This is a genomic window from Burkholderia sp. Ac-20344, from assembly GCF_017104975.1.
Lineage (GTDB): Bacteria > Pseudomonadota > Gammaproteobacteria > Burkholderiales > Burkholderiaceae > Burkholderia.
Genome location: NZ_JAAGPP010000087.1, coordinates 1 through 19,028 on the forward strand (window position 1 = coordinate 1; position 19,028 = coordinate 19,028).

21 protein-coding genes are annotated in these 19,028 nt (G+C 68.0%); 11 read left to right on the forward strand and 10 right to left on the reverse strand.

The window, feature by feature from the left end:
- From G3N64_RS24295 to G3N64_RS24315, 5 genes are all read left to right on the forward strand, one after another.
- Window positions 1-305: tetraacyldisaccharide 4'-kinase (locus G3N64_RS24295; protein WP_205786187.1), on the forward strand; the 305-nt coding region annotated here is incomplete at its 5' end.
- Window positions 286-480 (forward strand): Trm112 family protein, encoded by a 195-nt coding sequence (locus tag G3N64_RS24300; protein ID WP_010090898.1) that lies wholly within the window; start codon window positions 286-288, stop codon window positions 478-480. The genes G3N64_RS24295 and G3N64_RS24300, both read left to right, overlap by 20 nt.
- Window positions 481-591: 111 nt before the next feature.
- Complete coding sequence (kdsB, locus tag G3N64_RS24305) at window positions 592-1,383, forward strand: 3-deoxy-manno-octulosonate cytidylyltransferase (RefSeq protein WP_059665170.1); 792 nt, start codon at window positions 592-594, stop codon at window positions 1,381-1,383.
- A 208-nt stretch (window positions 1,384-1,591) separates the two neighbouring features.
- Window positions 1,592-2,254, forward strand: coding sequence for an adenylate kinase (gene adk / locus G3N64_RS24310; protein ID WP_011352990.1), 663 nt, complete (start codon window positions 1,592-1,594; stop codon window positions 2,252-2,254).
- A gap of 345 nt (window positions 2,255-2,599) precedes the next feature.
- Window positions 2,600-3,358 carry an SDR family NAD(P)-dependent oxidoreductase gene (locus tag G3N64_RS24315; RefSeq protein ID WP_205786188.1) on the forward strand — a complete coding sequence of 253 codons (759 nt, stop codon included), beginning with the start codon at window positions 2,600-2,602 and terminating at the stop codon, window positions 3,356-3,358.
- Between the two features lie 65 nt (window positions 3,359-3,423).
- Here G3N64_RS24315 and G3N64_RS24320 read toward each other — a convergent pair whose 3' ends face one another.
- Together G3N64_RS24320 and murJ are read right to left on the reverse strand one after the other, a co-directional pair.
- Entirely contained in the window at window positions 3,424-4,266 is an 843-nt protein-coding gene (locus tag G3N64_RS24320) for a SirB1 family protein (RefSeq protein ID WP_205786189.1), read from the reverse strand.
- An 8-nt stretch (window positions 4,267-4,274) separates the two neighbouring features.
- Window positions 4,275-5,825 carry a murein biosynthesis integral membrane protein MurJ gene (gene murJ / locus G3N64_RS24325; protein WP_205786190.1) on the reverse strand — a complete coding sequence of 517 codons (1,551 nt, stop codon included), beginning with the start codon at window positions 5,823-5,825 and terminating at the stop codon, window positions 4,275-4,277.
- A 304-nt stretch (window positions 5,826-6,129) separates the two neighbouring features.
- Here murJ and rpsT point away from each other — a divergent pair, with 304 nt between their 5' ends.
- Window positions 6,130-6,402 (forward strand): 30S ribosomal protein S20, encoded by a 273-nt coding sequence (rpsT, locus tag G3N64_RS24330; protein WP_039368270.1) that lies wholly within the window; start codon window positions 6,130-6,132, stop codon window positions 6,400-6,402.
- Window positions 6,403-6,557: 155 nt separating this feature from the next.
- Here rpsT and G3N64_RS24335 read toward each other — a convergent pair whose 3' ends face one another.
- Window positions 6,558-6,878 carry a DUF3579 domain-containing protein gene (locus tag G3N64_RS24335; protein WP_089426173.1) on the reverse strand — a complete coding sequence of 107 codons (321 nt, stop codon included), beginning with the start codon at window positions 6,876-6,878 and terminating at the stop codon, window positions 6,558-6,560.
- A gap of 413 nt (window positions 6,879-7,291) precedes the next feature.
- Between G3N64_RS24335 and argF the strand changes: the two genes are divergently transcribed.
- Window positions 7,292-8,221, forward strand: coding sequence for an ornithine carbamoyltransferase (gene argF / locus G3N64_RS24340; RefSeq protein WP_174918518.1), 930 nt, complete (start codon window positions 7,292-7,294; stop codon window positions 8,219-8,221).
- Between the two features lie 90 nt (window positions 8,222-8,311).
- On the opposite strand, the gene murB is transcribed toward argF, so the two are convergent.
- On the reverse strand, window positions 8,312-9,355 hold the full coding sequence (gene murB / locus G3N64_RS24345) for a UDP-N-acetylmuramate dehydrogenase (protein ID WP_205786191.1): 1,044 nt from the start codon (window positions 9,353-9,355) through the stop codon (window positions 8,312-8,314).
- 143 nt (window positions 9,356-9,498) lie between these two features.
- Between murB and G3N64_RS24350 the strand changes: the two genes are divergently transcribed.
- Window positions 9,499-9,984, forward strand: coding sequence for a YajQ family cyclic di-GMP-binding protein (locus G3N64_RS24350; RefSeq protein WP_011885818.1), 486 nt, complete (start codon window positions 9,499-9,501; stop codon window positions 9,982-9,984).
- 79 nt (window positions 9,985-10,063) lie between these two features.
- On the opposite strand, the gene plsY is transcribed toward G3N64_RS24350, so the two are convergent.
- Window positions 10,064-10,702, reverse strand: a complete 639-nt coding sequence (plsY, locus tag G3N64_RS24355; RefSeq protein WP_205786192.1) for a glycerol-3-phosphate 1-O-acyltransferase PlsY — start codon at window positions 10,700-10,702, stop codon at window positions 10,064-10,066.
- Window positions 10,703-10,809: 107 nt separating this feature from the next.
- A complete protein-coding gene (gene ybaK / locus G3N64_RS24360; protein ID WP_085041072.1) occupies window positions 10,810-11,301 on the reverse strand; it encodes a Cys-tRNA(Pro) deacylase in 492 nt (163 codons plus the stop codon).
- A gap of 246 nt (window positions 11,302-11,547) precedes the next feature.
- Here ybaK and G3N64_RS24365 point away from each other — a divergent pair, with 246 nt between their 5' ends.
- A complete protein-coding gene (locus tag G3N64_RS24365; protein WP_205786193.1) occupies window positions 11,548-13,110 on the forward strand; it encodes an AMP-binding protein in 1,563 nt (520 codons plus the stop codon).
- 49 nt (window positions 13,111-13,159) lie between these two features.
- Here the strand turns inward: G3N64_RS24365 and xerD are convergent, their stop codons facing one another.
- From xerD to queG, 3 genes are all read right to left on the reverse strand, one after another.
- The gene (gene xerD / locus G3N64_RS24370; RefSeq protein ID WP_205786194.1) at window positions 13,160-14,110 is read right to left on the reverse strand and encodes a site-specific tyrosine recombinase XerD; all 951 of its coding nucleotides are present in this window, start codon (window positions 14,108-14,110) and stop codon (window positions 13,160-13,162) included.
- Window positions 14,107-14,577 (reverse strand): methylated-DNA--[protein]-cysteine S-methyltransferase, encoded by a 471-nt coding sequence (locus G3N64_RS24375; RefSeq protein ID WP_205786195.1) that lies wholly within the window; start codon window positions 14,575-14,577, stop codon window positions 14,107-14,109. Before G3N64_RS24375 ends, xerD begins: the two co-directional genes overlap by 4 nt.
- Window positions 14,578-14,641: 64 nt before the next feature.
- The gene (gene queG, locus G3N64_RS24380; protein ID WP_205786196.1) at window positions 14,642-15,877 is read right to left on the reverse strand and encodes a tRNA epoxyqueuosine(34) reductase QueG; all 1,236 of its coding nucleotides are present in this window, start codon (window positions 15,875-15,877) and stop codon (window positions 14,642-14,644) included.
- 17 nt (window positions 15,878-15,894) lie between these two features.
- Between queG and tsaE the strand changes: the two genes are divergently transcribed.
- Window positions 15,895-16,449: a tRNA (adenosine(37)-N6)-threonylcarbamoyltransferase complex ATPase subunit type 1 TsaE gene (gene tsaE, locus G3N64_RS24385; protein ID WP_205786197.1), complete on the forward strand. Its 555-nt coding sequence runs from the start codon at window positions 15,895-15,897 to the stop codon at window positions 16,447-16,449.
- On the forward strand, window positions 16,431-17,957 hold the full coding sequence (locus tag G3N64_RS24390) for an N-acetylmuramoyl-L-alanine amidase (RefSeq protein ID WP_205786198.1): 1,527 nt from the start codon (window positions 16,431-16,433) through the stop codon (window positions 17,955-17,957). The genes tsaE and G3N64_RS24390 overlap by 19 nt, the downstream gene beginning before the upstream one ends.
- 54 nt (window positions 17,958-18,011) lie before the next feature.
- On the opposite strand, the gene G3N64_RS24395 is transcribed toward G3N64_RS24390, so the two are convergent.
- Window positions 18,012-18,890 carry an EamA family transporter gene (locus tag G3N64_RS24395; protein ID WP_205786213.1) on the reverse strand — a complete coding sequence of 293 codons (879 nt, stop codon included), beginning with the start codon at window positions 18,888-18,890 and terminating at the stop codon, window positions 18,012-18,014.
- Window positions 18,891-19,028: the final 138 nt, after the last annotated feature.

The window sequence follows — 19,028 nt, forward strand, 5'->3', positions numbered from 1 at the left end:
CGCAGTTCGCGAACGAGCGCGTGCTCGCCGCGGCCGGCATCGGCGCGCCGGAACGCTTCTTCGCGACGCTGCGCGCGGCCGGTCTCGCGCCCGCGACGCGCGCGCTGCCCGACCACTACGCGTTCGCCGACAATCCGTTCGTCGACGACGCCGTCGATGCGATCCTGATCACCGAGAAGGATGCAGTAAAATTGGGCGCTTCCTGGCGCGACGCTCGACTGTGGGTCGTCCCCGTCGAAGCCGCGCTCGACCCTCGCCTCATTGCCCTCGTTGTGGAGAAACTCCGTGGACGCTCGCCTGCTTGAAATCCTTGTGTGCCCTATCTGCAAAGGCCCGCTCCACTATGACCGTGCCGCGCAGGAGCTGATCTGCAACGCGGACAAGCTCGCCTACCCGATCCGCGACGGCATCCCCGTGATGCTGGTCGACGAAGCGCGCCAGACCGTCGAAGGCACGCCGGTCGACCCGGCCGGCCGCTAAGCCGGCCGACCCGGCCCGAGCCGCGGCACGTCCGCGGCCAGGGTGCCGAACCCCGCCGGGCGACCCGCACCAGACGCGTCGCCCGCTCCGCTCTTCTCACCGCCCTCCCCGATGACTCACCCGCAACCCTTCATCGCCGTCATTCCCGCCCGGCTCGCGTCGACGCGGCTCCCGAACAAGCCGCTCGCCGATCTCGGCGGCAAGCCGATGGTCGTGCGCGTCGCCGAGCGCGCGCGCGAAGCGGGCGCGCAGCAGGTGCTCGTCGCGTCCGACGCGCAGAGCGTGCTCGATGCGGCACGTGACCACGGCTTCGAAGCGGTGCTGACGCGCGCCGACCATCCGTCCGGCACCGATCGGCTCGCGGAAGTCGCGGCGACGTTCGGGTGGAGCGACGACACCGTCGTCGTCAACGTGCAGGGCGACGAGCCGCTGATCGACCCCGTGCTGGTGCGCGACGTAGCGTCGCACCTCGCCGCGCATCCGGCCTGCGCGATTGCGACGGCCGCCCACCCGATCCACGACGCGGCCGACGTGTTCAACCCGAACGTCGTGAAGGTCGCGCTCGACGCGCAGAGCGTCGCGCTGTACTTCTCGCGCGCGCCGATTCCGTGGAGCCGGGACGCATACCAGCCGCACTGGCCCGACGTCGCAGCCATGCCAGCACCGGCTTTCCCGGTCTACCGGCACATCGGCCTCTATGCGTATCGCGCGCGTTTCCTGCGCACGTATCCGACGCTCGCGCAGGCGCCGATCGAACAGGCCGAGCAGCTGGAACAGCTGCGCGCGCTCTGGCACGGCGAGCGCATCGCAGTGCTGATCACCGAGTCCGCGCCCGAAGCCGGGATCGACACGCCGGCCGATCTCGCACGCGTGCAGGCCCTTTTTCAGCCGGGTTCAAAATAACCCGTGGCATAATCAGGCGATTGTGCGAGCCGTCCGCGACCAGCGCGTCCTCGCTTGACCCCGCCCGCGGCCCTGCCGGCAGCCGTGCGTCGCTCAACCCGACGCGCCGCATCAGACCGGTCCGCCGCGCGCCAGGCAAGCCCCGCGCACGCCGTCGCCGGCGCTTTTTGCGTCTCGCCACGCGAATCTACATACTGGAGATATCACCATGCGTTTGATCCTGTTGGGCGCGCCCGGCGCGGGAAAGGGCACCCAGGCAAACTTCATCAAGGAAAAATTCGGCATCCCGCAAATCTCGACGGGCGACATGCTGCGCGCGGCCGTGAAGGCCGGCACGCCGCTCGGCGTCGAGGCGAAGGGCTACATGGATGCCGGCAAGCTCGTGCCGGACGCGCTGATCATCGGCCTCGTCAAGGAGCGCCTGAAGGAATCCGACTGCGCGAACGGCTATCTGTTCGACGGTTTCCCGCGCACGATCGCGCAGGCTGACGCAATGAAGGAAGCCGGCGTCGCGATCGACTACGTGCTCGAGATCGACGTGCCGTTCTCGGAAATCATCGAGCGCATGAGCGGCCGCCGCACGCACCCGGCATCGGGCCGCACGTACCACGTCAAGTTCAACCCGCCGAAGGTCGAAGGCCATGACGACGTGACGGGCGAGCCGCTGATCCAGCGCGACGACGACAAGGAAGAAACCGTCAAGAAGCGTCTCGAAGTGTACGAAGCGCAGACCAAGCCGCTGATCACGTACTACGGCGACTGGGCGCAGCGCGGCGAGGAAAACGGCCTGAAGGCCCCGCAGTATCGCAAGATCTCGGGCCTCGGCAGCGTCGAGGAAATCCGCGAGCGCGCGTTTGGCGCACTGAAGTAAGCAGCGCGTCGCGCACCCGCAAGCCGCCCTTTCCGGGCGGCTTTTTTTTGCCCGGGCGGAATCCGCACGACCGCTCCGGTCTCGCCGCCGCGCGAGGGTGCCCCGTACAATCGGTCGGGTGCCGGAGCCCCTGCTACCGGCGCCCCGGCATTTCAACCGATCGCGCGGCATCGAACCAGACAACCGCTTTGCGCAGAACCGTAACAGGCGCCGAAGCGGCAACGGCGGTCGGCCGCCTTGCATGGGGCGGCCCTAAGCGCTAAAGCGCCAAGGGCGGTCGACCGCCTTGGCATGGGACCGCCCTAAGCGCTAAAGCGCCAAGGGCGGTCGACAAAGGAGACAGTCATGGAAATTCGCGGCAACGTGTTTCTGATCGCGGGCGGCGCATCGGGTCTCGGCGCCGGCACGGCGCGGATGCTCGCGCAGGCAGGCGGCACGGTCGTGCTCGCCGACCTGAACGACGCGGCGGGCACCGCGCTCGCGATGGAACTGGGCGGCATCTTCGTGCACTGCGACGTGACGAGCGAGGCCGACGCGCAGGCGGCCGTCGACGCGGCAACGCGCGCGGGCACGCTGCGCGGCCTCGTGAACTGCGCGGGCATCGCACCCGCCGCGAAGACCGTCGGCAAGGACGGCGCGCATCCACTCGACGTGTTCGCGAAGACGATCAACGTGAACCTCGTCGGCACGTTCAACATGATCCGGCTCGCGGCCGCCGCGATGGCCGCCACCGCACCGACCGCGGACGGCGAGCGCGGCGTGATCGTCAGCACCGCGTCGGTTGCCGCATTCGACGGGCAGATCGGCCAGGCCGCGTATGCGGCGTCGAAAGCCGGCGTCGCGGGCATGACGCTGCCGATCGCACGCGACCTGTCGCGCAACGGCATCCGCGTGATGACGATCGCGCCCGGCCTGTTCGAGACGCCGATGCTGCTCGGCATGCCGCAGGACGTCCAGGACGCGCTCGGCGCGATGGTGCCGTTCCCGCCGCGGCTCGGCAAACCGGCCGAATACGCGCTGCTGGTGCGCCAGATCGTCGAGAATCCGATGCTCAACGGCGAAGTGATCCGCCTCGACGGCGCGATCCGGATGCAGCCGAAATAGGCACGCAAAAAAACGCCCGCAGCGCGGGCGTTTTGTCATTCAGGGTTCGGCAGCACGGCGGCAGCTCAGTCCTCGCCGTCGCGCTGCATCCGCTGCCGCAATTCGGTCACTTGCGACTCGACGACGGTGGCGTCCTCCGCGTCCGGCCGCTCACCGAGATACTGCTCGAGATCCTCGAGCGCGGGGCGCAGGTAATCGAGCCGCGCGTACGCGAAACCGCGGTCGCGGACTTCGTCGAGGTGCTCGGGCAACAGGATCACGAGCCGCTGCTGCACCGCGAGCAGCCGCTGCCAGCGTTCGGTCTGAAGATAGATCGTCTTCAGGTTGCGCAGCATCCGCGCGATGATCTCGCGGCTCGTCGCCGGCTGCAGCAGTGCGCGCAACGCGCTGTCGACCGCACCGGCCGCCCGCGCGACGTACGGCTCGAGCATCTCGACCATCTCGGCTTCGGACAGCGAATGGCCGTTGGCCGGATCGATGATCAGGTCGCCGTCCGGCAGCGTGACGCGCAGCAGGAAATGGCCGGGAAACGATACGCCACGCGCCGGCACGCCGACCTGCTCGGCGAGTTCCAGGTACAGCACCGACAGCGAGATCGGAATCCCGCGGCGCCGCTTCAGCACCGCATTCAGGTGGCTGTTATCGGGGTCGTAGTAATCGTTGTGATTGCACGCGAAGCCGAGCTCGCGGAAAAAGAAATCGTTCAGCGCGGCGACGCGGCCCTTCAGGTCCGCATCGTCGGCGAGCCGCCGGCGCAGCCGTGCCGCCAGCATGTCGAGTTCGGCCAGCGTGCCCTGCAGGTCGAGGTCGGGATATGCGTCCTGCGCCAGCGACAGCGCCGCTTCCGTGACAGGCAGGCTGTCGTCGTCTGCCACGAGCGTGCTGAAGTAGTCGAGGACGCGGGTCATTGCGGTCGTCACTTGGCGCGCCTTCTGAAATAAGCGTATTTGAAGCCCATCACCCACAACATACCGAAATATAGTGCAGCGAACACCACGAGGCACGCAGCCATCAGCGCAATGCGATCGAGCGGCTGCGCCCGCATCCCGGTCCAGTCGAAGCTGATCGACAGCCAGTGCATCAGGCCCGCGAGCACGAGCGCCGCACCGATCAGCTGCACGAAGAAGCGCGGCCAGCCCGGCGACGGCTGGTAGATGCCGCGCTTGCGCAGCCCGATGAACAGCAGCAGCGAGTTCAGGCACGCGCCGACGCCGATGCTCAGCGTCAGGCCCGCATGACCGATCAGCGGCACGAACACGTAGTTCGAGATCTGCGTGACGATCAGCACGCCGATCGCGATCTTCACGGGCGTCTTGATGTCCTGCTTCGCATAGAAGCCCGGCGCGAGGATCTTGATCAGGATGATACCGACGAGACCGATCCCGTAGGTCGCGAGCGCGCGCGCGACCATCGTCACGGTGTGCGCGTCGAACTTGCCGTAGTTGAAGAGGGTCGCGGTGAGCGGCGTCGCGAAGAAGAACAGCGCGAGCGCGCTCGGCGCCGCGAGCAGGAACGTGACGCGCAGCCCCCAGTCGAGCAGCGCCGAATACTCCTGCGAATCGGCATCGACGTGCGCCTTCGACAGGCTCGGCAGCAGGATCGTGCCGAGCGCGACGCCGAGCAGCGCCGTCGGAAATTCCATCAGGCGGTCGGCGTAGTTGATCCACGACACGGCGCCCTGCCCGAGCCGCGACGCAATGTTGGTGTTGATGATCAGCGACAGTTGCGCGACCGACACCGCGAACGTCGCAGGCACCATTTTCGCGAGCACGCGCTTCACGCCCGGGTGGCGCAGCGCGCGCAGCGGGTTGAGGCCGATCAGCGGCACCATGTCGATCTTCTTCAGGCCCGGCAGCTGCACGATGAACTGCAGCACGCCGCCGACGATGACGGCCCACGCGAGCGCGAACACCGGCACCTTCAGGTGCGGCGCAACGAACACGGCTGCGGCAATGAACGCGACGTTGAGCAGCACCGGCGCGAACGCAGGCAGCGAGAAGCTCTTGTACGTGTTCAGCACGCCGGACGCGAGCGTCGTCAGCGAGATGAACACGATGTACGGGAACATGATCTGCGTCATCGTGACCGCGAGCGGGAACGCCTGCCCGTCGGTGTGCAGGCCGGACGCGACCGCGAACACGACCCACGATGCGCCGGCGATCCCGAAGACCGACAGCACGGCAAGCGCCCACGCCAGCACGGTGGACATCGCGTCGACAAGCGCCTTCGTCGCATCGTGCCCCTGCTGGTTCTTGAACTCGGCGAGGATGGGCACGAACGCCTGCGAGAACGCGCCTTCGGCAGACAGGCGGCGCAGCAGGTTCGGGATGCGGAAGGCGACGTAGAACGCGTCGGTGTATTGACTGGCGCCGAACGCACGGGCGATCAGCGTCTCGCGGGCCAGTCCGGTCACGCGCGACAGCAGCGTGAAGCCGCTGACCGTCAGCAGGGCTCGGAATAGATTCATGGGGCGCTTATTATACGGACGTTGCGTGGCCCGGCCAGCGGCCGATGCCGAAAAGCGCGCACGCCGCCGGCGCCCCACTCGGCAGGGGTCACGTTAAACTTGCCACTCGCTTGATTTTGTTGCTATAATCGCCGGTTTCTGGGCTCGTACATGCACGGCAACTGCCGTTTTCATGTCCCGGCCTCGGTTAAAATCACCGTTTTTTTATGCGCCCCTGGGCAATCGTTCTCAGGGGACGGATCGAAAAGCAGCGCTTGGCCGTCAGGCTCCAAGCTCTGGAAACAGGACAGGATAAGGAACCGTCATGGCTAACTCCGCACAAGCACGCAAGCGCGCCCGCCAGGCCGCGAAGGCAAACTCGCACAACTCGGCGCTGCGCTCGAAATTCCGTACCGCGATCAAGGCTGTTCGCAAGGCTGTCGACGCCGGCGACCAGGCAAAGGCTGCAGAGCTGTTCAAGTCTGCCGTCAAGACGATCGACACGATCGCCGACAAGAAGATCGTTCACAAGAACAAGGCCGCTCGCAGCAAGAGCCGCCTCGCCGCAGCCGTCAAGGGTCTGCAGGCAGCAGCGTAAATCCGGTGCGCCCGCTCACGCGGGCGTTCCTGTTTCCTGCGATCGCAAAAAAGCCCGCCTAGGCGGGCTTTTTTGTTGCCTGTCGCCGGCGCATCATGCGCACCGACGACATTTTCCCGGGCGGGCGCGGCAAGCCGCCCTCGCCCGGGCCGGCATCACTTCTTCGCGTCGTAGTCCGGCAGTTCGCACGCCTCGGTGACGACGAGGTTGTTGTCCTTCGCGAAATTCAGCACGAAATCGAAAGCCATCGGCTCGACGTCGCGCAGCCGAGAATCGAGGATCACGCATTTCAGGTCGCCGAGCATCGTCGGACGCACGTAGAGCGAATACTGGAGACGCGCATTCCGCCCGCTCGCCCCTGGCCCGAAGCAGGCCATCACACCGGCCAGACGTTCCGACCAGTCGCTCGGGCGAAACTTTTTCCCGTCTTTCGTGATGCCCTGGATGAAGAATTCGGTCGGAGGGGTTTCAGCCATGTGGTTACCCAAGTGACGGCCCGGCGATGTCCAGGCAACGGCGCCTGGATACGCGAACACAAAGCTGAAACGGACGGCGGCACAAGCATTCCGATATCCCGAAAACGGGACGTCGGCGCGCGCCGCCGGTGGACTGCACCGGATTTGTGCAGCGCACGGCTTGTGTCCGGCAGAGCGCGAGGAGGCTTGCCTGCCGGGCTGGAGAAAACTTTCGAATTATACCGCAGCGCGCCATCGCGCGCCGTCCCGACAGCCCTCCTCCCGCACCGCCCGCCGCACGCGGCGATCGTGCCCCGCGTCTTTCCGCGGCTCGTCAAAGCACAGAAAATCCTTTATGCTGCTTTGAGTTATCCACACCCGACGGCGGCGCCGTCCGGCCTTGCTGCCGGGTGCAACCCGCCGTATTTCGCTTCATGACCGCCAAAACCATTCGTCACTACCTGCAGTTCAAGGATTTCTCGCTGGAAGACTACGAGTACGTGCTCGAACGCACGGGTATCCTGAAGCGCAAGTTCAAGAACTACGAGACCTATCACCCGCTGCACGATCGCACGCTCGCGATGATCTTCGAGAAGAGCTCGACGCGCACGCGCCTGTCGTTCGAGGCCGGGATCTTCCAGCTCGGCGGCCACGCCGTGTTCATGAGCACGCGCGACACGCAGCTCGGCCGCGGCGAACCGGTCGAGGATTCCGCGCAGGTCATCTCGCGGATGGTCGACATCATCATGATCCGCACGTTCGAGCAGGAGGTCATCAAGCGCTTCGCGGATAACTCCCGCGTGCCGGTGATCAACGGCCTGACGAACGAGTACCACCCGTGCCAGGTGCTCGCCGACATCTTCACGTACTACGAGCACCGCGGCCCGATCGCCGGCAAGACCGTCGCCTGGGTCGGCGACGCGAACAACATGCTCTACACGTGGATCGAAGCCGCGCAGATCCTCGGCTTCAAGCTGCGCCTGTCCACGCCGCCCGGCTACGCGCTCGACATGAAGCTCGTTTCGCCCGACAGCGCGCCGTTCTATGAAGTGTTCGACGATCCGAACGAAGCGTGCAAGGGCGCCGATCTCGTCACCACCGACGTGTGGACGAGCATGGGCTTCGAGGCCGAGAACGAGGCGCGGATGAAGGCATTCGCCGACTGGTGCGTCGACGAGGAAATGATGGGCCACGCGAACCCGGACGCCCTCTTCATGCACTGCCTGCCCGCGCATCGCGGCGAGGAAGTGACGGCGGGCGTGATCGACGGCCCGCAAAGCGTCGTGTGGGACGAAGCGGAAAACCGCCTGCACGTGCAGAAGGCACTGATGGAGTTCCTGCTGCTCGGCCGCCTCAAGCACTGACGCGCCGGCATCCGGCAATCCATGAAAAAAGCGCCGATCGACGATCGGCGCTTCTTGTTTGGCCGCGCGAAACGCGGCGCGAAACCCGTGTTACAGGCAGACCGGTTCGGGCTCCAGCTCGACGCCGAATTGCGCGCGTACGTCGGCCTGGATCGCCCGCGCCAGCGCGAGCACGTCGGCGCCCGTCGCGCCGCCGCGATTGACGAGCACGAGCGCCTGGCGGTCGTGCACGGCCGCTGCGCCCAGCGCGCGCCCCTTCCAGCCGCAGCGGTCGATCAGCCAGCCGGCCGCGAGCTTCATACGCCCGTCCGGCTGCGGATACGACACGATGTCGGGCGCGCGGACGCGCAGCGCATCGAACTGTGCGGCATCGATCACCGGATTCTTGAAGAAACTGCCCGCGTTGCCGAGGACGAGCGGATCGGGCAGCTTCGCGCGGCGGATCGCCACGACGGCGTCGAACACGTCGCGCGGCGTCGCCGCATCGGGCGCGATGCCGCGTGCGTCGAGTTCGCGCGTGACGTCCGCGTAGCCGAGCCGGGGCGTCCATTGCTTCGGCAGCCGGAACGTCACCGACACGATCGCGAACCGGCCGCGCCCTTCCCGCTTGAAAAAGCTGTCGCGATAGCCGAACGCGCAGCGCGCAGCGTCGAAGTGCTCGGTGCGCCCCGTCGCCAGCTCGACCGCGACCAGCGCGTCGAAATACGTCTTCATCTCGAGCCCGTACGCGCCGATGTTCTGGATCGGCGCGGCGCCGACCGTGCCCGGAATCAGCGCGAGGTTCTCGAGGCCCGGCATCCCGTGTTCGAGCGTCCATGCGACGAATGCATGCCAGTTCTCGCCGCCGCCGGCCTCGACGTACCAAGCGCTGTCGTCCTCGCGCACGACGCGGCGACCCGCGATCTCGTCGAGCAGCACGACGCCGTCGAAATCGCGCGTGAACACGACGTTGCTGCCGCCGCCGAGCACGAGCTGCGGCAGGTTCGCGACGCGCGGGTCGCGATGGAGCGCCTCGAACTGCGACGCATGCGTGATGCGCGCGGCAAAGCGCGCGGTCGCGGCGATGCCGAACGTGTTGTGCGCGGCGAGCGGATGGTCGGGAAGCAGCGACAGGGCGGAATCGTCAGGAGGCATCGGGCATTCGCGGTCACGTCGGCCCGGACGGCGCATGGCCGGCCTTGGGCAAACGGAGGGGCATCGGTAAAATGGCAAACAGTCCGCAATTATAGCGAGTGCCCGTGCGCGAGCCGGGTGCCCGCATCTCAAGGGAGAATGCCATGCCATCGTTCGACGTCGTTTCCGAAGCGAACATGATCGAAGTGAAGAACGCCATCGAGCAGTCGAACAAGGAAATTTCGACGCGCTTCGACTTCAAGGGCTCCGACGCGCGCGTCGAGCAGAAGGAACGCGAGCTGACGCTGTTCGCCGATGACGATTTCAAGCTCGGCCAGGTCAAGGACGTGCTGATCGGCAAGCTGGCCAAGCGCAACGTCGACGTGCGCTTCCTCGACTACGGCAAGGTCGAGAAGATCGGCGGCGACAAGGTCAAGCAGATCGTCACCGTGAAGAAAGGCGTGACCGGCGATCTCGCGAAGAAGATCGTGCGGCTCGTGAAGGACAGCAAGATCAAGGTGCAGGCGAGCATCCAGGGCGACGCGGTGCGCGTGGCCGGCACGAAGCGCGACGACCTGCAGAGCGTGATCGCGATGCTGCGCAAGGACGTGACCGACACGCCGCTCGACTTCAACAACTTCCGCGACTGATCGCCGGACGATCCGTCACGTCATCCTGCCGGGCCCCGCTCACGCGGCGCGCCCGGCATGCGGCGAGCGCCGCACTGCCTCAGGCTTTCCCGCCGTCCTGCGCGCCGCCGTCCCCGGCCGCCTTCTTCTTGTCGCCGATCCGGCTCTCCTGCCCCGCCAGCAGCTTAGAAATGTTGCCGCGGTGACGCCACACGAGCAGCACGCTCATCGCGAGCACGGCCCACGCGACCGGGTTGTGGCTCGCGCCGAACAGGAACACGTCGAACACCGGCGCGAACACGGCCGCCACCAGCGCCGCGAGCGACGAATAGCGGAAGAAGAACGCGACGATCAGCCAGGTCAGCGCGGTCGCGAGCCCGAGCACCGGGTGCACGGCGAGCAGCACGCCGGCCGCGGTCGCGACGCCCTTGCCGCCCTGGAAGCGGAAGAACACCGGATACAGATGGCCGAGGAACACGGCGATCGCGACCCATGCGACCGCGACGTCGGGCAGCCCCAAGCGCCGTGCGAGCCAGACGGCAATCCAGCCCTTGAACGCATCGCCGACGAGCGTGAGGATCGCGGCCTTCTTGTTGCCGCTGCGCAGCACGTTGGTCGCGCCGGGATTCTTCGACCCGTACGAACGCGGGTCGGCCAGGCCCATCGCGCCGCTGACGACGACGGCGAACGACACCGAACCGATCAGGTAGGCAACGAGGGCGGCGAGCAGGATCTGCATGCGGAGGACTCTTCTTTCAACGTATCGGTAAAGGACGGCTGCGCGCGGCAAGCCGAAACGGCGCCCATTCTACCGAACGCGCGCGGCCTGCCACGAAGGTGAAACCCTCAGTCGACACTGGCGCACTGCACGGACTGCGCACCGAGCAGCGACGTGAGCACGGCCGGCGCGAGGCTGACGAGGTAGCCGCGACGGCCGCCGTTCAGGTAGATCGTCGGCAGCTCGAGGATCGTCGCCTCGACGTAGACGGGCATCGCCTTGCGCGTGCCGAACGGCGACGTGCCGCCGACGAGATAGCCGGAATGGCGGTTCGCAACCTCGGGCTTGCACGGCTCGACGCGCTTCGCGCCGATCTGCCGCGCGAGGTTCTTCGTCGATACGGTGCGATCGCCGTGCATCAGCACGATCAGCGGCTTCGCGTGTTCATCTTCCATCACGAGCGTCTTCACGACGCTGTGCTCGTCGACGCCGAGCTGGCGCGCCGATTCGCCGGTGCCGCCGTGCTCGACGTAGTCGTACGGGTGCTCGCCGAACGCGACGCCGTGGCGGCGCAACAGCTGGGTCGCAGGAGTTTCGGACACGTGTCTGGATTTGCTCATGGCGGCATTTTAATGGCGAACGACCGGCGGGCGTGCAATGGCGCTCTCGCGCCCGTGCCGGCGGTATACTCGCGGCCCGTTTTCCGCCGGGCGGCCGGCTGCGTCGCCGCAACGATTCCGTCCATCATCATTGCGGACATCGCGAAGCGCTATTGCCCGAATGGCCGATTGTGGCGCACGCACCGTCATGGCACGATCGTTCGCAAACATCGCCACGCTGCCGCCCGCCCCTTTTCTGGAGACGCCATGCCCTCGTCCATCCGTTCCTCCGAGCCGCTCGACGTCGAGGCACTGCTCGCCGCGCTGCCGCGCCGCATCGCCGACGTGCCCGCACGCTGGGCCGCGCAGGCGCCCGCGCATCCGGCGCTGATCGAGGACGCGCGCCGCCTGTCGTACGGCGACCTGGCGCAGGCCGTCGATGCGGCCGCTGCGCTGCTCGCTAACCTCGGCGTGCAAGGCGGCGACCGCGTGATGATCGTCGCCGAAAACTGCGTCGCGCAGATCGTGCTGCTGTTCGCGGCCGCGCGCCTCGACGCGTGGGCGCTCGTGTCGAACGCGCGGCTGTCCGCCAGCGAGCTCGACGCAATCGCCGCGCACGCGCGTCCGACGCTGATCGCGTTCACCACCGACGCATCGCCCGACGCGCGCGCGCATGCCGAACGGCACGGCGCGACGCCTGCCAGTGCGCTGCCGGTCGACATCGGCGCGTGGTCGCATCGCGTCGACGCGAGCGCGCCGGGCGAGCCGATCGCCGCCGACGGTGCCGCGCAATGCGCGGCGCTGATCTACACGACCGGCACGACCGGCACACCGAAAGGCGTGATGCTGTCGCATCGCAACCTGCTGTTCATCGCGGCGACGTCGAGCACGCTGCGCCGCGTGTCGCCCGACGACGTCGTCTATACGGTGCTGCCCGTGTCGCACGTGTACGGGCTCGCGTCGGTCTGCCTCGGCAGCCTATACGCGGGTGCGACACTGCGGCTCGCCCCGCGCTTCTCGCCGGAAGCGGTGCGCGTCGCGCTCGCCGACGAAGGCGTCACGATCTTCCAGGGCGTGCCCGCGATGCACGCAAAGCTGCTCGAACACCTGCACACGCACGGTCACGCGTGGTGCGCACCGCGCCTGCGCTTTGCGTATTCGGGCGGCTCGCCGCTCGACGCGAACCTGAAGGCACGCGTCGAGCGCCTGTACGGCGTGACGCTGCACAACGGCTACGGGATGACCGAAAGCAGCCCGACGATCACGCAGACACCGCTCGACGCGCCGCGCGCCGACAGCTCGGTCGGCGTGCCGATTCCCGGCGTGGAGATGCGAATCGTCGCGCCGGACGGCACCGACGTGCCGCCGGGCGAAGTCGGCGAGATCCGCGTACGCGGGCCGAACGTGATGCTCGGCTACTACCGCAACGCTGAGGCCACACGCGCGGCCGTGTCGCCGGACGGCTGGCTGAGCACCGGCGATCTCGCGCGGCAGGAGGCGGACGGCGCGGTGACGATCGCGGGCCGCAGCAAGGAGCTGATCATCCGGTCGGGCTTCAACGTCTATCCGGTCGAAGTCGAGCAGGTGCTGAACGCGCATCCGGACGTCGTGCAGGCGGCCGTCATCGGCCGCGCAGTCGAAGGCAACGAGGAAGTGCTCGCGTTCGTCGAGCGCGTGCCCGGCGCGACGGCGGACGAAGCGGCGTTGCACGCATGGTGCGCGGAGCGGCTCGCGCCTTATAAGCGCCCCGCGCACATCCGCGTGCTCGACGCGCTGCCGGCCGCGTCGACGGGCAAGGTGCTGAAGCACAAGCTGCGCGAGCTGGTCTGACCCGGGGCCGGCCGTTGCGCGCGACACACCCCGCGCCGCGTCGGATGCGCTAGCCGCGCGGGTGGTGTTGCGCGTGCAGCGTCTTCAACCGCTCGCGCGCGACGTGCGTATAGATCTGCGTGGTCGAGATGTCGCTGTGGCCGAGCAGCAACTGCACGACGCGCAGGTCGGCGCCGTGGTTCAGCAGGTGCGTCGCAAACGCATGCCGCAGCGTGTGCGGCGACAGGTGTGCGCGCACGTCGGCGTGCTGCGCGTGGCGCTTGATGATGTTCCAGAACTGCTGGCGCGTCATCCCGTCGCCGCGCGCGGTCACGAACAGCGCGTCGGCCGCGCGCGCACCGAGCAGCGCCGGCCGCGCCTCGCGCAGGTAGCGCTCGATCCAGCCGTGCGCGACTTCGCCGAACGGCACGAGCCGCTCCTTCGAGCCCTTGCCCATCACGCGCACGACGCCCTCGTTGAGCCCGACCTCGACGGTCTTCAGCATCACGAGCTCGCTCACGCGCAACCCGCTCGCATACATTAGCTCGAGCATCGTGCGGTCGCGCAGGCCGAGCGGCGTGCCGATGTCGGGCGCGCCGAGCAACGCCTCGACCTGCGCCTCCGACAACGTCGACGGAAACCGCGCCGCCTGTTTCGCGGACGTGATCCGCAGCGTCGGGTCGGCGCTCGCACGATGCTCGCGCACGGCCCAGCCGTAATAGCGCCGGAACACCGACAGCCGCCGGTTCGACGACGTCGCCTTGCCGTCGCTGCGCGCGGCGATATAACCCGTCACCATCGCCTCGTCGGCCGCATCGAGCGGCGCATCGTGCGTCGCGGCCAGCCATTGGGAGAACAGCACCAGATCGCGCCGGTACGCGTCGAGCGTGTTGCGCGCGAGCCCATGCTCGAGCCACAGCGCATCGCAAAACACGTCGATCGACGCGCGGCTCGCGAGCAGCGCGGGTGACGCCTCGGCGGCATCGCCGTCGGCTTCGGGGGAAATCAGCGATTCACTCATCGGTACGGCACGCCCTCGTGCGCCAGCAGCCAGCGCTTCACTTTCTGGTAATAGCCGTTGTCGTCGTGGTTCGCGAAGCCGCCGAGGCCACCTGCGGCGACGACGCGATGGCACGGGATCACGAGCGGGAAGTAGTTCGCGCCGCACGCCTGCCCGACCGCTCGCGGCGCGCTGCCGATCCGCTTCGCGACCTGGCCGTAGGTCAGCACCGTGCCGGGCGGGATATCGCTGATCACGTCCCACACGCGATGCTGGAACGCGCTGCCGACCTCGGCGAGCGGCAGGTCGAAGCGCGCCGATGCGCGCTCGAAATAACGTTCGATCTGCTCGACCGCGCGCTTCGCGAGCGGCGAATCCGGGTCGACCGGCTTCACCGATTCGGGCAGATAGACGATCTCGCGCACCACCGCGGCATCCGTGCGGATGCCGACCTTGCCGAACGGCGCGTCGATGACTGCATTGAACATGGCCCTCTCCTGACCGATGGATGCGCGCGGCACCCCCGCGCGCCGACGACACTTTACGCCGCCCTCACGCAGCACGCAGCGCCCATTCGACATGCTCGCGCACGACCGGCGACGGATCGTCGGCCCGCGCGCGCAACGCGGCGACGATCGCGTCGCGCGCCTGCGGCGGGAGCCGGCCCGCGTCCGCGCGCAGCGCATTGCCGAGCCCGACCGCGAGATTGCGCAGCCAGCTTTCGTAGCCGATGCGCCGGATCGCACTGCCCTGCATCCGCGTATCGAATTCGTCGGCATTCCACGCGAACAGCTCGACGAGCGTCGCGCGGTCGAGGCCGTGCCGCACGTCGAAATCGGCGACGGGCGCGGCCTGCGCGAACTTGTTCCACGGACACACGAGCTGGCAGTCGTCGCAGCCGTACACGCGGTTGCCGATCATCGGCCGCAGCGGCTCGGGGATGCTGCCTTTCAGTTCGATCGTCAGGTACGAGATGCAGCGGCGCGCGTCGACGCGGTACGGCTCGACGATCGCGCCGGTCGGGCATGCGCCGATGCAGCGCGTGCAGCTGCCGCAGTGCGCGCCGGGCGTCTCGGGCGCGGTGTCGGGCGACGTATGCGCGTCGGTCGGCAGCGGAACGTCGACGTAGATCTCGCCGAGGAAGAACAGCGAACCCGCGTCGCGCTGCAGCAGCAGCGTGTGCTTGCCGCGCCAGCCGACGCCGGCCTTCTGCGCGAGCTCGACCTCGAGCACGGGCGCCGAATCGGTGAACACGCGGTAGCCGAACGCGCCGATCTCCTGCTCGATGCGCTCCGCGAGCGTCTGCAGCCGGTTGCGCAGCACCTTGTGATAGTCGCGGCCGCGTGCATAGATCGACACGACGGCCGCCTGCGGATCGTCGAGCCGGGCCCGTTCGCGCGCGCGCCAGTCGTGCAGCACGAGCGCGCCCGGCTCGCCGTCGGGCGCGCCGGCGGCGAGCGTGTCGGCCGGCAGATAGGCGAGCCGCGCGGAGATCACGCGTCGCGTACCGGCCACAAGTTCGGCCGGGCGCGCGCGTTTCATCCCATGTTTCGCCATATAATCCATTTCGCCGTGGTATCCGGCTTCCAGCCAGGCGGCGAGGCCCGCTTCGGCATCCGAGAGATCGGTATCGCTGATGCCGATCGCCCCGAAACCCAATTCGCGCCCCCACGCCCTGATGCGCGCGGCGAGCGCAGTCAACGCCGCATCGTCGAGCGCGCACGGTGCCGCGCCTTCGGCACGAGTCGAAGGCCTGTCGGATGCGGCGAGTTCCGGTAATCGGTTCATCGCACTATTTTACGAGAATGCCAGCCACGTCCAGCCATCCGCCTCATGCCGTCACGCTGCCCGCCCCGCTCGAGCAGCGCGTGATCGCGCTCGCCGACGAAGCAGCGACCGAGGCCTTCGGCACCCGCTTCGCGCACGCGCTCGACGCGGCGCGCACCGAGCTTGCCCGCGCGCACGCGTTCGACGGGCTGCAGATCCAGCTGGTCGGCGATCTCGGCGCGGGCAAGACGTCCCTCGTCCGCGCGATCCTGCGCGGCCTCGGCCACACGGGGCGCGTGCGCAGCCCGACCTATACGCTCGTCGAGCCGTACGCGCTCGAACGCGACGATGGGGAACTCGAGGTCTATCACTTCGATCTGTATCGTTTCAACGATCCGGCCGAATGGTCCGACGCAGGCTTTCGCGAATATTTCAATTCCAGCGCGATCTGTCTCGTCGAATGGCCACAACAGGCGGGCCCGCTGCTCGGCGTACCCGATCTGGTTTTCTCGCTCGACGTGGATGGCGACGGCCGCGCCCTCACCGTCCGGGCGTACAGCGCTTCAGGAAAGGCATGTCTCGAAAGATGTTGATCAAACCGTTCCGCTCGATCGAATCGGCGGCCACCGCGACGCACAACTGGCGGCGCCGCCAGATCCTGCGCGCGGGCGCGTCGACGCTGGTGCTCGGTCTCGTCGCGCCGCGGCTCGCGCACGCGTCGTCGGTGCTCGGCGTGCGCGTGTGGCCCGCACGCGATTACACGCGCGTCACGATCGAATCCGACCAGCCGCTGCAGAATAGCCAACAGCTGCTGCAGGGTCCCGACCGTCTCGTGGTCGACCTGACCGGTCTCGATCTCGACCAGGCGCTGCGCGACCTCGTGTCGAAGATCGCGCCGAACGATCCGCAGATCCAGTCGGTGCGCGTCGGCCAGTATCAGCCGCACGTCGTGCGGATGGTGTTCGACCTGAAAGGCTCGGTGAAGCCGCAGGTGTTCACGCTGCCGCCGGTCGGCACCTACAAGTACCGGCTCGTGTTCGACCTGTATCCGGCTGTCGCACCCGATCCGCTGTCCGACCTGATCGCGCAGACGGAGCGCAAGGAGCAGGCGCTCAACGACACGGCGCGCGCGCAGCAGATGCAGCCGCCGACCGCGCTGGCCGGCCCGGGTACCCCGCCGCCCGCCGCGGGCGACAGCAGCGACGCGTTCTTCCAGCGCTTCGCGCAGAACACGCCGGCCACGCCGCACACGCCGCCCGCCGCCGGCACGCCGTCGACGCCCGCGAAGCCGGCCGTCAAGCCGCCGCCCGTCATCGCCCGCCGCGACGACAGCGACGACGACGGCGACACCTACAAGTTCACCGCGCCGAAATCCGGCAAGGGCAGCACCGTGCGCCTGCTGACGGTGGCAATCGATCCGGGCCATGGCGGCGAGGATCCGGGCGCGATCGGCGGCGGCGGCACGTACGAGAAGCACATCGCGCTCGACATCGCGAAGAAGCTGCGCGCGAAGATCGACGGCGCGCCGAACATGCGCGCGATGATGACGCGCGACGCCGACTTCTTCGTGCCGCTGAACGTGCGCGTGCAGAAGGCGCGCCGCGTGGGCGCCGACCTGTTCGTGTCGATCCACGCGGACGCGTTCACGACGCCATCCGCGCGCGGCTCGTCGGTGTTCGCGCTGTCCGACCACGGCGCGACGAGCGCCGCGGCGCGCTGGATGGCGAACAAGGAAAATTCGTCCGACCTGATCGGCGGGATCAACATCAAGACGGCGGACGCGGCCGTGAACCGCGCGCTGTTCGACATGTCGACGACCGCGCAGATCCGCGATTCGCTGCGCTACGGCAACTACGTGCTGAAGGAAGTCGGCGGCATCAACAAGCTGCACAAGGGCTCGGTCGAACAGGCCGGGTTCGCGGTGCTGAAGGCGCCCGACATTCCGTCGATCCTCGTCGAGACGGCGTTCATCAGCAACCCGGAAGAAGAGAGCCGCCTGAACGACGACAGCTATCGCGACCAGATGGCCGACGCGATCTTCCGCGGCATCAAGCGCTATTTCGCCGCGAATCCGCCGCTCGCGAAGAGCCGGATGGCCTGACGGCCGTATCCGGCCACCCCGCCCCGCCGCCGGCACGCAGTGCGTGCCGGCGCGTCACGATGCCGCGAAGCGGCGCATCAGTTTCCCGCCGAACACGTTCACCGCGAGCCCGCCCATCACGAGCGCCGCGCCGATCAGCTGCGGGCGCGTCAGATGCTCGTCGAGCAGCAGCGCCGACGACGCAAGGCCGACGATCGGCACCAGCAGCGAGAACTGCGCGACCTGCGCGGCCGGATAGCGCGACAGCAGGCGGCTCCACAGCCCGTAGCCGAGCAGCGTCGCGACGAACGCGAGATAGACGACCGCGAAGATCGACGCGCCGTTCAGCCCGGCGAGTGCGGTCGCGATCCGCTGCGGCCCTTCGAACCACAGCGACAGCAGGAAGAACGGCACCGGCGGCACGAGGCTGGCCCACACGACGAGCGACACGAGATTTGCACGGCCGACCTTCTTCGTGACGATGTTGCCGACCGCCCACATTGCGGCCGAGCAGATCGTCAGCAGGAAACCCGCGAGCGTCATCGCGCGGCCACCTTGCGCCGCGATCACGACGAGCCCGCCCGCGGCGATCGCGAGGCCGAGCAGGTTCTGCGCGCGCAGCCGCTCGCCGAGGAACAGCATCGCGAACACGAGCGTGAAGAACGCCTGCGACTGCAACACGAGCGACGCGAGGCCGGCCGGCATGCCGACGTACATGCCGGTGAACAGGAACACGAACTGGCCGAGCTGGATCGTCGCGCCGTACAGCACCAACAGGCGCCACGGAATCTGCGGCCGGCGCACGAAGAACACCGCGGGCACGGCCGCGAGCGTGAAGCGCAGCGCGCCGAGCAGCATCGGCGGCATGCCGTGCAGGCCGACCTTGATCACGACGAAGTTCACGCCCCACGCCAGGATCACGACCAGCGCAAGCAGCAAGTCCTTCGGGGCCATCATCGGCGTCTCCTCGATTGTCGAATCGTTGTGCTAGGTGCGCGCGAGCGCTGTCGCTTCGCGTCAGGTTCCCCGAAGGTCGCCATTCCCCAACGGGACTTCCTGCGGGACGGAAAACCCCGGGCAAGCCGGCGTTTT

Excerpts from the sequence above, each read along its gene's own strand:
- G3N64_RS24315 (WP_205786188.1), top strand. The coding sequence starts at position 2,600 with ATGGAAATTCGCGGCAACGTGTTTCTGATCGCGGGCGGCGCATCGGGT.
- plsY (WP_205786192.1), bottom strand. The coding sequence starts at position 10,702 with ATGCAGATCCTGCTCGCCGCCCTCGTTGCCTACCTGATCGGTTCGGTG.
- G3N64_RS24350 (WP_011885818.1), top strand. The coding sequence starts at position 9,499 with ATGCCATCGTTCGACGTCGTTTCCGAAGCGAACATGATCGAAGTGAAG.
- G3N64_RS24395 (WP_205786213.1), bottom strand. The coding sequence starts at position 18,890 with ATGGCCCCGAAGGACTTGCTGCTTGCGCTGGTCGTGATCCTGGCGTGG.
- argF (WP_174918518.1), top strand. The coding sequence starts at position 7,292 with ATGACCGCCAAAACCATTCGTCACTACCTGCAGTTCAAGGATTTCTCG.
- murJ (WP_205786190.1), bottom strand. The coding sequence starts at position 5,825 with ATGAATCTATTCCGAGCCCTGCTGACGGTCAGCGGCTTCACGCTGCTG.
- G3N64_RS24335 (WP_089426173.1), bottom strand. The coding sequence starts at position 6,878 with ATGGCTGAAACCCCTCCGACCGAATTCTTCATCCAGGGCATCACGAAA.
- queG (WP_205786196.1), bottom strand. The coding sequence starts at position 15,877 with ATGAACCGATTACCGGAACTCGCCGCATCCGACAGGCCTTCGACTCGT.
- tsaE (WP_205786197.1), top strand. The coding sequence starts at position 15,895 with ATGCCAGCCACGTCCAGCCATCCGCCTCATGCCGTCACGCTGCCCGCC.
- G3N64_RS24390 (WP_205786198.1), top strand. The coding sequence starts at position 16,431 with ATGTCTCGAAAGATGTTGATCAAACCGTTCCGCTCGATCGAATCGGCG.
- G3N64_RS24375 (WP_205786195.1), bottom strand. The coding sequence starts at position 14,577 with ATGTTCAATGCAGTCATCGACGCGCCGTTCGGCAAGGTCGGCATCCGC.
- kdsB (WP_059665170.1), top strand. The coding sequence starts at position 592 with ATGACTCACCCGCAACCCTTCATCGCCGTCATTCCCGCCCGGCTCGCG.
- xerD (WP_205786194.1), bottom strand. The coding sequence starts at position 14,110 with ATGAGTGAATCGCTGATTTCCCCCGAAGCCGACGGCGATGCCGCCGAG.
- G3N64_RS24365 (WP_205786193.1), top strand. The coding sequence starts at position 11,548 with ATGCCCTCGTCCATCCGTTCCTCCGAGCCGCTCGACGTCGAGGCACTG.
- G3N64_RS24320 (WP_205786189.1), bottom strand. The coding sequence starts at position 4,266 with ATGACCCGCGTCCTCGACTACTTCAGCACGCTCGTGGCAGACGACGAC.
- ybaK (WP_085041072.1), bottom strand. The coding sequence starts at position 11,301 with ATGAGCAAATCCAGACACGTGTCCGAAACTCCTGCGACCCAGCTGTTG.
- murB (WP_205786191.1), bottom strand. The coding sequence starts at position 9,355 with ATGCCTCCTGACGATTCCGCCCTGTCGCTGCTTCCCGACCATCCGCTC.
- adk (WP_011352990.1), top strand. The coding sequence starts at position 1,592 with ATGCGTTTGATCCTGTTGGGCGCGCCCGGCGCGGGAAAGGGCACCCAG.
- rpsT (WP_039368270.1), top strand. The coding sequence starts at position 6,130 with ATGGCTAACTCCGCACAAGCACGCAAGCGCGCCCGCCAGGCCGCGAAG.